Consider the following 15,245-nt stretch of genomic DNA (forward strand, 5'->3'; position numbering starts at 1 on the left):
ACCCGCCGCCCCCCCGCCCAGCGAGGAGGCATTGTCCATTACCGATAGTGCTACTGCTGAGCGTCCTGATACCGATCGTTCCCCCACGGAGGACGAGTTGTCCACGAGCGATAGCGCCCCTGCGGATAGTTCTACAGTGGATAGCGATAGTTCTACAGTGGATAGCGATAGTTCTACAGTGGATAGCGATAGTTCTACAGTGGATAGCGATAGTTCTACAGTAGATAGCGATAGTTCTACAGTGGATAGCGATAGTTCTACAGTAGATAGCGATAGTTCTACAGTAGATAGCGATAGTTCTACAGTAGATAGCGATAGCTCTACGGTGGATAGCGATAGCTCTACAGTGGATAGTGATAGCTCTACAGTGGATAGCGATAGCTCTACAGTGGATAGTGATAGCTCTACAGTGGATAGTTCTACTGCGGATAGCGTCCCTGCGGATAGTATTGGGAAAAGTGCGGCCAGTCTGGCTGAACGGCTACGGTGGTGGTGAGACCATGCATCCATGTAGATATCTAGCCTGATATGGACGGCTCCCCTTCCTGGCAACCCGAATTAACGGACGATGGTTCGTTTACCTTTTTTTCGACGGAATTTGGTGAACACTTCCACAGTCGGACTGGGGCTAAACAGGAAGCCTTGCAAAAATTTGTGCAGGCTACCCAGCTCGCTTACCGCGCCCAAGCGCCGACCCTGCGCGTGCTTGATATTTGCTACGGGCTGGGTTACAACACGGCGGCAGCCCTGGAAACGATCGCCCAAGTCAATCCCACCTGCCAGGTTGAACTCTATGGCCTAGAACTGGACGCCAGTGTTCCCCGCGCTGCGATCGCGCCTAACTTGCTTTCCATTTGGTCCCCAGCGGTGCAAACCATCCTGTGGGATCTGGCCCTACACCACCACTGCCAGCGAGCCAACCTCCAGGCAACGTTGAGGTTGGGGGATGCCCGCCAAACAATTCAGTCCCTCCGCCAGCAGGGCTTTCAGGCCGATGTCATCTTTCTTGATCCCTTTTCGCCCCGCCGCTGTCCCCAACTGTGGACGGTGGAATTTTGTGCTCAAGTCGCGGCTTGCCTAGCGCCAACGGGTGTGCTGGCCACCTATTCGCGCTCGGCCAGTGTACGCTCGGCCCTGTTGACGGCGGGGCTTTGCCTTGGCACCCTGCCTCCCCCGGCCCACGCCTTGTCTCACCAGTGGTCGGAGGGGACGGTGGCGGCCTTCCAGGCGCATGGCTTAGTCCCCCTGTCGGCAATGGAGCAGGAACACCTACAAACCCGTGCTGCTGTCCCCTACCGCGATCCCAGTTTGGCTGATGCGGCGGCGGTTATTTTGGCCCGCCATCAGCAGGAACAGGCCCGATCGCCCCTGCCCTCGACCTCCAGTTGGCGGCGGCGGTGGCAGATCCACTGATGGACCGATGGCGCAATTGCTTGACGGGCCGACTGAGCATGGGTGCGACAGCCCACTCCCCAACCCCGCACCCTCAGGGAGAGGGGCCTAAAAAACTAATAGCGCCGCTACTTCGCCCATTTTGGGAGCGGGGGCTGGGGGGTGAGGGCAATTGAACGGTTAACGCACCCTATTTGGCAATGGCAAACTGTTTAATCAGGTACGGGGCAATCTCCGGAGGCGCTAAAATTTGCTGTGCTGCCCCGAGGGCGATCGCCTCCTTGGGCATCCCAAATACAATACAACTGGCCTCATCCTGGGCGATCGTCAGGCCCCCAGCCTGAGCCACCGCCTGCATCCCAGCCGCTCCATCCCGACCCATCCCGGTCAATAACACGGCGATCGCAGCTTGCCGATAGTAGGCAGCAACAGACTGAAATAGGACCGTGACGGAGGGACAATGGCCATCGACCGGTTGCGAGGAACCTAGTTGTAAATACCCCTGGGGACTCAGTTGCAGATGATGGCGTTCCGGCGCAAAGTAAACCCCACCGGCTTGGGGGACCGTTCCCTCTTGGGCAATTTTGATCGACAAAGCGCAACTCGATTGCAACCAATCCACCAGCCCTTGCAAAAAGCCTTCGCTGATGTGCTGCACACACACGATCGGCACTGGAAAACTACCTGGCAAGTGGTGCAAAATTTGCTGCAAGGTTTGTGGCCCCCCGGTCGAAGCGCCGATCGCCACAATGCGCGGTGCCCGAATATCCAGCCTGGACGCAGTAGGGGTTGCGCTCGGCGATACCCCCGACCAACGCCCCCTTGACACTTGCTGTACGCTAGTTCCTGGCCGTTTCCCCGCCATAGATGGGGATGACTGGGCAAGACGGGTGGGCGATCGTCGGGTAAAGACCGTTACCCCTGCTAGGACCTTGATGCGATTGATGAGGTCCTGCCCTAATTGTTCATATTCCGTTGCCAGCCCTGTCGTGGGTTTAGGGAAAACATCCAACGCCCCCGCCTCCAACAGGGGAAAGACATTGTGGGTGTCTTCTGCCTTTACCGACGCACTAACCACCAGAATGGGACAGGGAGCCTCCGCCATAATCCGGCGAGTTAACTCTAGGCCATTCATCTTGGGCATATGAAAATCAGTACAAATGACCTGTGGCTTCACCTTGGGGATCAGCTCCAGTGCCTCCATGCCATTACGGGCTACGCCCACAACGACCAAATCTGGCGACGTGCCTAAAATGCGCTTGAGAATGGTCAACGCCACGGGCGAATCTTCAACCAGTAGAACCCGAATGGGCAGAGCAACCATAACGTAGCGATGACCTCAGCGTTGAGTGTAATCCATCCTTAAGCGTAAACCAGACAAGCCTCGGTATAGGTCGGTTCTACCTCCAGCCCAGAGGGAAAGCGGGTGTCCTGATCGTACAGGGCTGCTTGCAGATTGACGGCGGCCACACTTGCCCCTTGCAGCTTCGCCCCTTCCAGGTTAGTCCCCTGGCAGTTCGCCCGATCGAGCTTGGCAGCCCAAAGATAGGCCTTTTGGAGATTGGCATCGGCAAGATTGGCATCATATAGTTTGGCCCCATTGAGGTTCGCATTCCGGAGATCAGCCTCACTCAAGTCCACTGCCGTCAGATCACTCTTACTGAGGTTGGCCTCATGCAAATCGGCCCGCAGTAAAGAGGCATGACTAAACGTGGCTGCGCGTAGATTCGCATGGCTCAGGGTGGCTACCCGCAGGTAGGCATAGCTGAAGTTGGCAACGGCCAAATTCGATCGCTTGAGGTTAGCCCCGCTCAGTTTGGCCCCACTGAAGTTGACCCCTTCCAGATCCGCGTCACTAAGATCTACCCCATTCATGTAGGCGTCATTCAACGTCACACTATTTAAACTAGTGCCGGATAGATCCGCCCCACTTAAGCGGGCACCCTCCAAATTTGCCCAGTTCAAGTTGGCCTCAGTCAGATTGGCTCCCCGTAGGTTAATGCCACTCAAATTTGCACCACACAAATTAACATGGCTGAGATCGGCCTGTCGGAGATTAACCCCCTTGAGGATCGCCCCACTGAGCCGGGCACCGCGCAAACTGGCATGGATCAACTGGGCACCGACCAGCTTCGCCTTGGTTAGATCGGCGCTAACAAGATTCGCCTGCTCCAACTTGGCATAGGTGAGATCGGAACCATACAGACAGGCCCCGTAGAGGTTGGCCTTGTGGAGCACCGTGCGGCTAAGGTTGACCGAGGCAAGAAAAGCTTCAGCAAAATTCGCGCCACTCAGGTTAAGGCCGCTCAGGTTGGCTCCCGCGAGGTTCACCCCGGCAAAGTCTCGCTCCCCATTAGCATAACGTTGGGTTAATTCGGCAACATCCATAGGACTTTAACCTCGCAATCAGGAACATGCAATTGTTTTGGCAGCGTGGATGACGAAGAATGAAGCGCTTCAACAATTTTCTATATCACTTCCAGTAATCCCCGAATGGGGCCAGGAAGTTTGGTTCCGCACGAAAACTATACAATCAACGATACAAATCTAAAACTCCAAGAGACCAAAAGTCGCCAGTGGGGGGCCTAGCGACGCTTGCGACAGCCGAGTCCTCGCCATACCCAGACGGCTAGCCCCCGTTTGAGTTGGCGATCGTCGGCAGCGATCAGCTATCTAGGGAGGCTAGGGTAGGGGACGATGCGGTGAGGGGCTGCGGTGGGAGGGGGTGCCGTAAGCTGTCCTAACGGGCAGGGAAGGGGGAAGACCGCCCAGGGATAGCTCGCTCGTTGCTGTTAACATCGAGCCCCATCGTCCGTCCAGGTAGAAGGGCCAGTCTGTAAAACTTTGCGAACACCCTCTAAGATAAGTTAAAGGTTCAGGTTCAACTCAGCTTTTGCCTCCCCGCAAGAGTTGGGGGGGCTACCCACTTAAATTGAGAATCCATTTGGCAATAAGGAGACTAAAATCTATGCCGCAGCTTGAGGCAAGTGTTGACATCGACTTTCAGAGTGATGTGTATAAACAGGCGTATAGTCGAATCAACGCGATCGTCATTGAGGGGGAAGAGGAAGCCCACGCCAACTACCTGCAATTAACGGCAATGCTGCCTGACCACCAGGAGACCCTCACCAAACTGGCAAAGATGGAAAACCGCCATAAGAAAGGGTTTGAAGCCTGTGGTCGCAACCTCAGTGTGACGCCGGATCTGGAATTTGCCCGCCAGTTTTTTGCAAACCTGCACCACAACTTCCAGGAAGCAGCAGCCCAAGGGAAGCTCGTGACCTGTCTCCTGATCCAATCCCTCATTATCGAGTGCTTCGCGATCGCGGCCTACAACATTTATATCCCTGTGGCCGATCCCTTTGCCCGCAAGATCACAGAAGGGGTGATCAAGGACGAGTACCTACACCTGAACTTTGGTGAAGAATGGCTGAAGGCTAACTTCGAGGCATCCCGCGAGGAGTTGGAGGCGGCCAATCGCCAAAACCTGCCCCTTGTTTGGCAGATGTTGAATGAAGTTGAGGAGGACGCCAAGGCCCTGGGCATGGAGAAAGATGCACTTGTCGAGGATTTTATGATTGCCTACGGAGAAGCCCTGAGCAATATCGGCTTTTCCACCCGTGACATTATGCGCATGTCAGCCTATGGCCTCCGCGCTGCCTAACCTTAGGGCTATCCGGCCCGCTTAGGCCGATCCAAGCGTGTGGGGTAGGCACCTTGCCTGCCCATTATTTGCCCTGAACCTCGTGTTCTAAACGACGGCCTCCATCCCATTTTGTGGGTTAGGAGTTGTGCCACCATCCTGGGGGGTAGGGAGCTTGTCTGCCAAGGTCAACGGGTTGGGTCGCGCAGACGCGACATTAACCGATAATTCGCCATTATTTTAGGCTTGATCCTAGGCAGGGTCTCTACAAGACCGAGCGTGGGGATTTGCCGATCGCCGTCATCCATGTCAACATACGCTGAACTTAGCCAGATGGGAAGCCAAATGGGATATTCAAGGCAAAAGGAGTCAGCGACATGGTGAGACGAAGTCGGAACGCAGCCGGAGGGTTTCTGCGCGACTTTCGGGAATTTGCTCTTAAGGGCAATGTGGTTGATTTGGCTGTGGCGGTGATTATTGGCGGAGCCTTCGGTCAGATCATCAACTCTTTTGTCGAAGACTTGGTCATGCCGGGCATTATTAACCCTTTGCTGGCCCAAACCGGGGCAGACTGGCGAGAATTGAGTATTGGCCCCGGCATCAAGATCGGCAGCTTCTTCGGGTCAGTGGTTGATTTTGTCATTATTGCCTTGGTACTCTTCCTGCTCATTCGCAGCCTAGAACGGCTCAAGCGCCGCGAAGCTGCCCAAGCCGAAGCCGAACCGCCCGCCCCCGATCCCGCCATCGCTGTCCAGGAACGTTTAGCCGACACCCTTGATCGCCTCACCAGTGTCCTCGACTCGCAACAGTAATCTGGTGTGAACCTGCTAAGACCTCGGTCTTGTGGGGTAGGCGGCATTCTCTGGTGGGGTAGGCGTCCCGCCTGCCTGTGTGCTGTTGACCTGTCCAAGGATTGGCCGGTTGACGGGTTGGCTGACGGGCCGGAGGCCCATCCCACCAGACTGGAATCAATGGGCTGGGGCTGGCCGAGAGGTAGATTGACGGGCCGGAGGCCCATCCCACCAGACTGGAATCAACGAGCCTGATAGATATAGTAAGTCACCATTGGGATCACCGTTGCTGCAATTAGCAACCCAATCACCACGATCGTGGAACTCTGGGTATCGGTTTCCGCTGCCTTGGTAAACGTACTCTCTGCCTGCACCGTTTCCTGCTCCACGGGGGGGCCAGGGTCAGGTTCGCCGGAAACGACTGCAATCAGGCGATCGGCAGCCTCCGTAAAGGCCCGATTGTATTGGTTACCCTCCCGCAAGGGGATCAGAATACTTTCATTGGCCACACTCGTCGCAACCGCATCGGGTAAGACCGCTTTCACCGCGTCACCAGTGCGAATTGCCACGTCATTGGTGAGGTTATCCAATAGGAGTAGGACTTGGTGGCTTTGGGCTTCGGGGGTGGGGAACCAGGTATTGAAGAGGGCATCGGTTAAAGTTGTTGCCGTTTCGCCGTAGTCAAAGCGATAGAGGGTCACGAAGTGAACCTGGACGCCTTGGGTATCGGCCAGGGCTTGAAAGGCAGTGTTTAACTTGTTTTCATTGGTCCGACTGATAATGTCGGCTTGGTCAATGATCCAGGGAGTGCCATCACTGGCGGGGCGGGGAATGTCGTAAATACCCGTGGCCTGGGCCGGGGCGATCGCGCCGAGCTGACTGGCCACCACCAGACAAACCAATAGTCCAAGCTGGAGCAAATGACGCCGCCAGTGCTGAAAAAAATTGTGAATAGATTGCATGGGGCTTATAGATAAATAAACATTGGTATTTGCACCATTTTGCCACCCAGTGGATACTCGCCATGCTGCTTTGGCCCCGATCGTCCGATTTACTCCAGCAACGCGCCCAGGTCTTTGACCAACTGGCCACGCTGTTAAACGCGGGGATACCCCTACAACGCAGCCTGGGGATGGTGAAGGTTCCGGGCCAGGGGCAATGGGGCCGCCTACTCCAGCACTCTAGCCGCAGTATTGATGCCGGTGCGACCCTGGCGGAGGCGATCGCCGCCAACCAACCCCGATCCTGGCTCACCCCCGCTTACTTTGACCAGTGGACGCTGGGGGTCTTGCGCCTAGCCGAAACCAGTGGTGCCCTGGCGGCGGGCTGTCGGCAATTGGCGATCGCGGCGCGACAGCAACAGGCACGGCAACGCCTGGAAACCGCGATCGGGCGATCGCTCGTGGCCTTGGCTATCAGTGGCCTTACCCTGGGGATAGCCCTGCTCCAGTGGCGTACTGCGTTTCTCCTCCAGCCCTGGTTTTGGGGCCTTGTGCTCTGCCTAAGTCTGGGCCTCGGTTGGGGGTGGCAGCAAGCGCAATCTGGTTCCTTGGGGGCCACAGTTCAATCCTATCAGCGCCAACTACCAATTCTGAAGTCCCTCTGGGAAGCGCAGGTCTGTCTGTACATCAGTGAATTGGCCACGCCGTTACGGTGTGGCATCCCAATTCTGGCGGCGTTGGATTTAATGCGTCGCCATGTCCCTGATCCGGAATTGGCGAAAACCTTGACGCTCCTGATTCATGGGGTGCGCTCGGGTCGTAGCTTGGGCCAGATTTTAACCGGACGTATCCCGGACCTTGCCCTGCAACTCATTCGCACGGGAGAAGAGGCCGGTGCCCTGGATGAGACGTTAGGGAAGTTGGGAGAATACGGTCAGGAAAGCTTGGCAATGACCCTGCGGCAGGTGCAGACGGTTTTGCGGCCCCTGGCGATCGTTGCGATCGGAGGTATCGTTGCTCTTACGGCTATCCAGTTATTTACCCAGACGTTGCCGTCGTTGCCGGACTAGAGCAAATGGGTGGGTGGGGGGTGTGGCAACCCATCCCGGTGCTGAAGAGTTGGGGCATTGAGTCCTAACCAGTGAAGGGCGCGAGGGGACGAAGAACCCCCAAGACAGCAAGGGCACCCGGGGGTACAAGTGGGAGGGAGTACCCAGGTTAGGTAAGTTGTAGGGCGACGGCGTTGTCAATGAGGGCCAGGTTACCTTCAGCGGTCAGGGCACTAAAACGGCGAATGTAGTGCTGCACCGGCGGCGGTAAATGGGGGAATTCAAAAAGGGCGTCGCCGTCGGCAATGTCGGCCCAGAAGTAGCGCAGGTTGGGCGCGATCGCGGTTGCCTCAACCGGAGATAAACTCAACGGTGGCTCGGTCAACAGACGCACCATAAACCCCAAACTGCGATCACCCATCCATTCCCGCGAATGCCGTTGCAAATGGGTCAACTCTGGCACCTGGGTCACCCGGTGGGATTCCACTTCGAGCCAGGATTGACCGTGGCGATCGCGGTGCAGGGTTAAGACCCGATAGGGATGGGGATAACTCACCAGCGACCCCGTTGTAATTTCATACATCCGCCCCTGATAGGCAATATCTTGAATATGCAGATGCCCCGTAAACAGGAGTTGCACCCGCGCCGATCGCAGCAATTTCAGCAACACTGGGGCATTGTCCAACATATAGCGACGCCCCATCCCATGCCGCGATTGACCGGGAATATGTTCCAACACATTGTGATGGATCATGACGAAAACCAACTCATCCGGGTCTAGGGCCGCGAGGACCGACGCTAGCCACTGTAATTGGGTCGCATCCAGCCGTCCGACTTGCTTCCCTTCGGCATCAAACTGGTTAGAGTTCAGGGCAATCAGGCGTACCCCCGGCACCAGTTCGCAGGTGTAGTAAAGCTGGTTGGGATCGGTATAGCCACAATGGCGATAGTAGTAGGGAAAATCAGGCAGGCCGATCGCGGTTGCTGTGGCCTGTGGCGCAATCACATCATGGTTACCGGGGATGACATAGGCCGGGAAGGGTAAGCGAGCCAGGCGATCGGCCAGCCAGCGATGATTATCCGGTTCGCCGTGTTGGGTTAAATCTCCGGGTAGCAGGAGAAAATCCAGATCCAGCTCGCTCAAATGGTCCAGAATCCCCTCCAGCGCTGGGATACTCACCTCCACCAGATGAAACCGACTGGGGTGATCCCAGATCGTATGGGGAAGGGCAATGTGCGGATCACTCACGATCGCGAAGCGGAATGCCACAGCCATAGGTCTTAAAATCGGGATCAACAACAATGGGGAAAAATTAACGCATTCGCAGGCAATCCCCATACACTCACCATACCCCTTAAGATCCTAAAGTTGTTTTTCAGTCGTTATTCCCCGTTTTACCTGTGGCTGCTGTTCGTGTCCGTCAACATGTCAATCCCCTAAGCCAACGCTACCAACAACCGCTCGCCATTCCCGATTGGTCAACGGTCTTCGCTGATCCCACCCGGCCCCTGTGGTTGGATATTGGGTGTGGGCGCGGTTATTTTGTCGAGCAGATGGCGCAATTGGCGCGTGATTCGCCGACGGCAACGGGCGGCGATCGCAATTTCCTGGGCGTTGAAATTCGGGAACCCCTTGTGGAGCAGGCCAACGCGCGGCGGGAAGCCCTCCAACTAACCAACTTGGCCTACCTGTTCTACAACGCTAATGTTGGACTGCGGGACCTGCTCAACTCCCTGCCGACCGGTGTGCTGGATCGGGTGTCGATCCAATTTCCTGACCCCTGGTTTAAAAAACGCCACCAGAAGCGACGCGTTGTCCAACCAGACCTAGTGGCTGCGCTGGCGGATACCCTGCCCCCCGGCGGGGAAGTTTTCCTGCAATCGGATATTGAGGCCGTAGCGCAGGAAATGGGCGATCGCTTCCTGGAACACCCCGCCTTTGCCCGCCAGGACCCCCTCTGGTTACCGGAAAATCCCCTGCCCGTGATGACGGAGCGGGAACGATCAACCCTGGCGCGGGGAGAGCCAGTGTTTCGGATGCGGTTACGACGACGGCCCACAGGGGCAACCTTGACCACCGCCTAGGTCACCCCCTCCCCGGCGTGAGATCGATGACTAGCCCCCAATCGCAAGGAATGCCACAATAGACCGTCCCCTTTGCTACCAACGGTTTATGCATGTTGAGTTTCGCGAATTTAACCCCTTTGATGTCTGGCTGTGGCTGGAACTGGAGGAGCCACCCCAGGAAATGGAAAAGCAATACTTGGAAACCCTGTTTGACGCCTGGTTCTTTCTAGGAAAACTGGGTGGCTTCAATGCCGAAAATCTGCAGATCCAAGAGACGGGCTTGGAATTAAGCTACTTGACTTACGATGCCGACCACGCCGCCGACAGTTTTATGGCCCTGATGCACAATGCCAGTGATTTAGAATATCAGGACACTTGGGTGCGGGTATGGTTTGACCTGGGGACCAGTGACGCGATCGCCCTGGATGTGCTGATCAATGCCCTCCAGCAACTGAGCGCGGAATACGTGCCCATCCTACGGCTCATAGTGGGGGGTGAAAATGAAGACTGGCCGATTCCAGACCGAGACGACGATTTTGATGCGGATAATCCTGCGGAACGATTGTATAACCGGTAGTTAACCCCACGCTGACCAGTCCGTAGTGGACCCAGCTAGGTACCCCTTGGCCAAGGCCACTAATCGGGATACCAAAACATCCCACGAATCCCTTCCGGGTCTGGCACAAACCCCAAACCTCTGTAAAAATCAACCACATGGGGATCAGCGAACAGCGTAATATTGCTTATATCCTCACTACGCAGTTTCTTGATTACTTGTTTCATCAGGGCTTTCCCCAATCCTTTTCCTTGGTAATCTGGGTGGACGACAACATCCCAGAGGGTGGCATTGAAGGCATGATCCGACGTGGCTCGCGAAAAACCAATCAGCCGCCGCTTGGGTCCCCGTTGTTCCCACATGGAAACCACCAGGAAGCTGTACTGAAGGGCTTTTTTGACTTTCCGCAGGGGACGACGCGACCAGCCCACGGCATCGCAGAGTTCCTCCAGTTCGTAGAGATCAATATCGCGATCGGTACTGAAAAAGATATGAACGTTATGATCTGTGCTGTGTTGCAGCACCTCAACCGACGGATGATTGACGCCAGCGTTTGGGCGCTGGGCCTGAGCCGACTTGGGCATCGAGGTAGCGTTTGGGCTGCTAAACCAGCTTTTCCAGAAAACCATGCAGGCAGCTTAGGGTGGTAAAAGTTTCGGATGTCAGTATCTAGATAGTATATCCTCCCTCCCCTTTTCCCAATGACGGCCCCCGGTCTTAAAGCATCCACACTGGAACTTCTCAAGCGCTTCAACCGAGCGTTTCCCCAGTTCTATGAGCAGTTTGTCAGTAGTGAGATCCAGCTCCAGAATCTACGCTTGGCCTATCAACTCTACAAAAGTCGGCAGGCGGTGATTGAGCTGAAGCCGGAGGGGAACAAAAGCGCGCTCCAGTTTGCCTACCGTAACCAGTCTTTCCTGCTCAGCGACATTTTTGGCGTGCTGGCAGCCTACGGTCTTACCGTCCACAGCCTCAGCCTCTACGGTCAGATCTATCCCCCCATGTTGGTGTTTGTGAAGCTGGTCGTTTCCCGTGGGGGCAAGGCGCTGACGGATAAAACCTCGGAAAATGTGTGTCGAGCGATTCGCGAAGCCCTCGCCGGCCACTTTGAGGTAGAGGAAATGCTGGCGGTGGAGTTTAACCTGGATGCTGGGTTGGAACAGGTGGAGACGGAGTTTTACGTGGACCCGGTGTTCCACTTGCCCGCCCTATTGATTGAGGCCGATAACCAACCGGGGCTGTTCTATAAGGTGATGTATGCGATCTGGCAGGAGGATCTGCTGGTGGTGAATGCGAATTTGTTGGTCTGGCGGGGGCGCACACGCCTGATCCTGTACCTCTTGGGTCCGAATGAGAGCCTAATCCCAGAATACCTGGGGCAGAAGATTGCTGAGGGGGTCCGGCTACGCTTGATGGGCCGCTGAGGGGGGCTGGGGTGAGTGCCTAGGGGGGATACGCCCCAATCACAATCCGGTATAGGATTAACGCTATGGAGATTATCCGGCTCAATGGTATTCCCTGTGCGTATGCGTTAACGGCGGTGACGGCGCAGCGCCAGACGCTGGTGTTTGTACATGGTTGGATGCTCAGTCGTCACTATTGGCAACCCCTGGTGGCCCGTTTGGCTGATACCTATCAGTGTTTAACCTATGATCTGCGTGGGTTTGGCGACTCCCAGTTGGTTGACCCGTCATCCCCGACGGGGCGATCGCACCCCCTGACTGTCCCGCCGGAGCAGGGATCACCCTACTCCCTGCAAGCCTATGCCCAGGATCTGGTGGACTTGCTGGCCCACCTGAACTTAGACAATGTGTGGCTAGTGGGCCATTCCCTGGGGGGTAGTATTGCCCTGTGGGCAGCTCAGCAACAGCCGGCCACGATCGCGGGGGTGATTTGCCTCAATGCCGGGGGAGGGATTTACCTGAAGGAAGCGTTTGAACGGTTTCGGGCTGCTGGCCAGCAATTGGTGAACTTTCGCCCCCCTTGGCTGTGTTATCTGCCCCTGCTGGATGTCCTCTTTGCCCGTGCGAACGTCGCTCAACCGATTGCCCGACACTGGGGGCGACAACGGGTACGGGATTTTGTCACCGCCTGCCCCCAAGCCGCCCTGGGCAGTTTGCTTGAATCCACCACCGAGGCCGAGGTGCATCGTCTGCCCCAGCTCGTCGCTAACTTGAGGCAACCAGTTTACTTCATCGCTGGTAGTCAGGACGATGTTATGCAACCCCAGTATGTTCGCCATCTGGCGAGCTTCCATCCCCTCTTTGCTGAGACGGGTCAGAACGTGCTGGAATTAGCTAACTGTGGACATTTAGCAATGGTGGAGCAACCCGACGCTGTTGCCCACCACATCCAGACGATCGTTCCAGTCCGCTGTCCGAGTTCCCAAGTGGGGTAAGGGTGGCTGTCAGGCTCAGGATCACACGTGGGAGAGCTATCGCGGCTGTCTCAGGGGCAGGCAGGCTGCCTACCCCACAAGAGTTCGTGAGTACAACTCAGCCAATTCGCTGGTGGGATAGCCCTCTGGGCTGTCTTTGCTGGCCGCAATCACGGACAGGCAGGCTGACCCGATCGCCAGCAGGCAGGCTGCCTACCCCACAAGACGCCTACAGACATTGGACATTTTCAAGATCCCTTATGGTGATCAGTAGGATTTCCTATGGCGGTGATTCTGTTTGCCATCCCTCGGACGCTATACTAGCGTTTGGTTTAATTAATAGTCTGTAACGATCACCTGCCCATCCGTCCGATCGCGGCTTTCCCGCATTGGCCTTAGGTAAAGATGGGAGAGTGGGCGATCGCCAGGGTTAGCGATATATGCAGGAAACACTGAGCAAACCGCTATGAACTCAGGAATCGACTTACAGGGCAGTTTTATTCAGATTTTGGAAGGTTTGGGACTGCCGCCGGGGGTTGCCAAAACCCTGTGGCTACCTTTCCCGATGCTGTTGATGGTGACCGTGGCTCTGGTGGGGGTGCTGATTGCGGTCTGGCTAGAGCGCAAAATTTCTGCTGCCGCCCAGCAACGGATTGGCCCAGAGTTCATTGGCCCGTTTGGGCTACTGGCTCCCTTAGCCGATGGTCTGAAACTGGTCTTCAAAGAAGACATTGTTCCCGCCAAGTCGGACCCGATTCTCTTTACCCTGGGTCCTGTCCTGGTGGTTGTACCCATCTTTCTGTCCTATGTGATTGTTCCGTTTGGACAGAACATGGTGATTACGAACCTGGGCGTTGGGGTGTTCCTGTGGGTCGCCCTATCCAGTATTGCGCCGATCGGCCTGCTCATGTCGGGCTATTCATCCAACAATAAATATTCCCTGCTAGGGGGCCTGCGGGCAGCGGCCCAGTCAATTAGCTACGAAATCCCCCTGGCGTTGGCGGTGTTGGCGGTGGTGATGATGTCCAACAGCCTGAGTACGATCGACATCGTCAATCAGCAAGCGGGCTACGGCATCCTGAGTTGGAACGTCTGGCGGCAACCCGTGGGCTTTGTTCTTTTCTGGATTGCTGCATTGGCCGAGTGCGAACGGCTTCCCTTTGACTTGCCGGAAGCCGAGGAAGAACTGGTCGCCGGGTATCAAACCGAGTATGCCGGGATGCGTTTTGGCCTCTTCTACGTTGGTTCCTACGTCAACCTAGTGCTATCGGCCTTGTTCGTGGCGATTTTGTACCTGGGGGGCTGGGAATTGCCCGTGCCGATTGACGCGATCGCGGCTTGGCTGGGGATTAGCGAAACAGCGCCCTGGTTCCAGGTGATGGCTGCCACCTTGGGCATTCTCATGGTTTTGTTCAAAGCCTACCTGCTGGTCTTCCTGGCAATCTTGCTGCGCTGGACTGTCCCCCGCGTCCGGATTGACCAATTGCTCGATCTCGGTTGGAAATTCCTATTGCCCGTTGGCCTGGTCAATTTGCTCCTGACCGCCGCGCTGAAGCTAGCCTTCCCAGTGGCATTTGGCGGTTAGGGATTAGGTGGCCGGTGGCCGGGACTGGTTAGGTTAATGCTCTGCGGTTGGGGCAAGTACTGGGTTATTCAACCGATCTCCGAAAATCGTTGAACAGGGAGGGTTATCGCTTATGATGCGGTTTTTGAAACAGGTGGGGGATTACGCCAAGGAAGCGACCCAGGCGGCTCGGTATATTGGCGAGGGGCTATCAGTCACCTTTGACCACATGCAGCGCCGTCCGGTCACGGTGCAGTATCCCTACGAAAAGTTGATCCCTTCGGAGCGCTATCGTGGCCGGATTCACTTTGAGTTCGACAAGTGTATTTCCTGCGAAGTCTGTGTGCGGGTATGCCCGATTAACCTGCCCGTGGTGGATTGGACCTTCGACAAGGAATCGAAGAAGAAAAAGCTCAACCACTACAGCATTGATTTTGGGGTTTGTATTTTCTGTGGTAACTGCGTGGAATATTGCCCGACCAACTGCTTGTCCATGACCGAGGACTATGAGCTGGCCACCTACGATCGCCACGAACTGAACTACGACAACGTCGCCCTGGGTCGCCTGCCCTACAAGGTAACCAATGACCCAATGGTGACCCCCCTGCGGGAATTGGGCTATTTGCCTAAAGGGGTCCTCTCTCCCCACGATCTCCCACCGGGGTCCCGGCGGGCGGGCAAGATGCCGGCTGAAATTGTGGCCGAGGCGCAGGCGCAGACGGCGGCTAAATCCCCAGAAGCCTGAGTGGGATAGGTTAGCCCTAGGTTTGGCCGAACCTCAATCGTTCGTAAAATTATGGTGGGGTAGGCAGCCTGCCTGCCACTCAGACAGCCGAGTCTTCGATATATTCAGACGGCTAGACCA

Annotated in this window: 16 protein-coding genes; 11 read left to right on the plus strand and 5 right to left on the minus strand. The window is 56.1% G+C overall.

The annotated features are described in order from the left end of the window. Window positions 1–496, plus strand: a 496-nt coding sequence (locus ACWIUF_RS07885) for a hypothetical protein (protein WP_448571740.1), incomplete at its 5' end; no start/stop codon positions are given. 32 nt (window positions 497–528) lie between these two features. Continuing rightward, a complete protein-coding gene (locus ACWIUF_RS07890; protein WP_448571741.1) occupies window positions 529–1,413 on the plus strand; it encodes a tRNA (5-methylaminomethyl-2-thiouridine)(34)-methyltransferase MnmD in 885 nt (294 codons plus the stop codon). 169 nt (window positions 1,414–1,582) lie between these two features. On the opposite strand, the gene cheB is transcribed toward ACWIUF_RS07890, so the two are convergent. After that, a complete protein-coding gene (gene cheB, locus ACWIUF_RS07895) occupies window positions 1,583–2,716 on the minus strand; it encodes a chemotaxis-specific protein-glutamate methyltransferase CheB (RefSeq protein WP_448571742.1) in 1,134 nt (377 codons plus the stop codon). Between the two features lie 38 nt (window positions 2,717–2,754). Then, on the minus strand, window positions 2,755–3,780 hold the full coding sequence (locus ACWIUF_RS07900; protein WP_448571743.1) for a pentapeptide repeat-containing protein: 1,026 nt from the start codon (window positions 3,778–3,780) through the stop codon (window positions 2,755–2,757). A gap of 580 nt (window positions 3,781–4,360) precedes the next feature. Between ACWIUF_RS07900 and ACWIUF_RS07905 the strand changes: the two genes are divergently transcribed. Together ACWIUF_RS07905 and mscL are read left to right on the plus strand one after the other, a co-directional pair. After that, window positions 4,361–5,056 (plus strand): aldehyde oxygenase (deformylating), encoded by a 696-nt coding sequence (locus ACWIUF_RS07905; RefSeq protein ID WP_448571744.1) that lies wholly within the window; start codon window positions 4,361–4,363, stop codon window positions 5,054–5,056. Window positions 5,057–5,412: 356 nt separating this feature from the next. After that, the gene (gene mscL / locus ACWIUF_RS07910) at window positions 5,413–5,847 is read left to right on the plus strand and encodes a large conductance mechanosensitive channel protein MscL (RefSeq protein WP_448571745.1); all 435 of its coding nucleotides are present in this window, start codon (window positions 5,413–5,415) and stop codon (window positions 5,845–5,847) included. Window positions 5,848–6,068: 221 nt separating this feature from the next. On the opposite strand, the gene psb32 is transcribed toward mscL, so the two are convergent. After that, window positions 6,069–6,788, minus strand: coding sequence for a photosystem II repair protein Psb32 (gene psb32, locus ACWIUF_RS07915; protein WP_448571746.1), 720 nt, complete (start codon window positions 6,786–6,788; stop codon window positions 6,069–6,071). Window positions 6,789–6,850: 62 nt separating this feature from the next. Here psb32 and ACWIUF_RS07920 point away from each other — a divergent pair, with 62 nt between their 5' ends. Continuing rightward, window positions 6,851–7,837 (plus strand): type II secretion system F family protein, encoded by a 987-nt coding sequence (locus tag ACWIUF_RS07920; RefSeq protein ID WP_448571747.1) that lies wholly within the window; start codon window positions 6,851–6,853, stop codon window positions 7,835–7,837. 148 nt (window positions 7,838–7,985) lie between these two features. On the opposite strand, the gene ACWIUF_RS07925 is transcribed toward ACWIUF_RS07920, so the two are convergent. Beyond that, entirely contained in the window at window positions 7,986–9,092 is a 1,107-nt protein-coding gene (locus ACWIUF_RS07925; RefSeq protein WP_448571748.1) for a metallophosphoesterase family protein, read from the minus strand. 125 nt (window positions 9,093–9,217) lie between these two features. Between ACWIUF_RS07925 and trmB the strand changes: the two genes are divergently transcribed. Together trmB and ACWIUF_RS07935 are read left to right on the plus strand one after the other, a co-directional pair. Next, window positions 9,218–9,901, plus strand: a complete 684-nt coding sequence (gene trmB / locus ACWIUF_RS07930; protein WP_448571749.1) for a tRNA (guanosine(46)-N7)-methyltransferase TrmB — start codon at window positions 9,218–9,220, stop codon at window positions 9,899–9,901. An 88-nt stretch (window positions 9,902–9,989) separates the two neighbouring features. Further along, a complete protein-coding gene (locus tag ACWIUF_RS07935; RefSeq protein ID WP_448571750.1) occupies window positions 9,990–10,460 on the plus strand; it encodes a DUF3531 family protein in 471 nt (156 codons plus the stop codon). A 59-nt stretch (window positions 10,461–10,519) separates the two neighbouring features. Here ACWIUF_RS07935 and ACWIUF_RS07940 read toward each other — a convergent pair whose 3' ends face one another. Continuing rightward, window positions 10,520–11,023, minus strand: coding sequence for a GNAT family N-acetyltransferase (locus ACWIUF_RS07940; protein WP_448571751.1), 504 nt, complete (start codon window positions 11,021–11,023; stop codon window positions 10,520–10,522). 117 nt (window positions 11,024–11,140) lie between these two features. Here ACWIUF_RS07940 and ACWIUF_RS07945 point away from each other — a divergent pair, with 117 nt between their 5' ends. The 4 genes from ACWIUF_RS07945 to ndhI all read left to right on the plus strand — a co-directional run bounded on the left by ACWIUF_RS07945 (window position 11,141) and on the right by ndhI (window position 15,125). Further along, window positions 11,141–11,863, plus strand: coding sequence for a hypothetical protein (locus ACWIUF_RS07945; protein WP_448571752.1), 723 nt, complete (start codon window positions 11,141–11,143; stop codon window positions 11,861–11,863). Between the two features lie 65 nt (window positions 11,864–11,928). Continuing rightward, window positions 11,929–12,837 carry an alpha/beta fold hydrolase gene (locus tag ACWIUF_RS07950; RefSeq protein WP_448571753.1) on the plus strand — a complete coding sequence of 303 codons (909 nt, stop codon included), beginning with the start codon at window positions 11,929–11,931 and terminating at the stop codon, window positions 12,835–12,837. Between the two features lie 445 nt (window positions 12,838–13,282). Continuing rightward, window positions 13,283–14,401: an NADH-quinone oxidoreductase subunit NuoH gene (nuoH, locus tag ACWIUF_RS07955; protein ID WP_448571754.1), complete on the plus strand. Its 1,119-nt coding sequence runs from the start codon at window positions 13,283–13,285 to the stop codon at window positions 14,399–14,401. 115 nt (window positions 14,402–14,516) lie between these two features. Further along, complete coding sequence (gene ndhI / locus ACWIUF_RS07960) at window positions 14,517–15,125, plus strand: NAD(P)H-quinone oxidoreductase subunit I (RefSeq protein ID WP_448571766.1); 609 nt, start codon at window positions 14,517–14,519, stop codon at window positions 15,123–15,125. The last annotated feature ends 120 nt before the right edge of the window (window positions 15,126–15,245 follow it).

The organism is Trichothermofontia sp. (genome assembly GCF_053493415.1).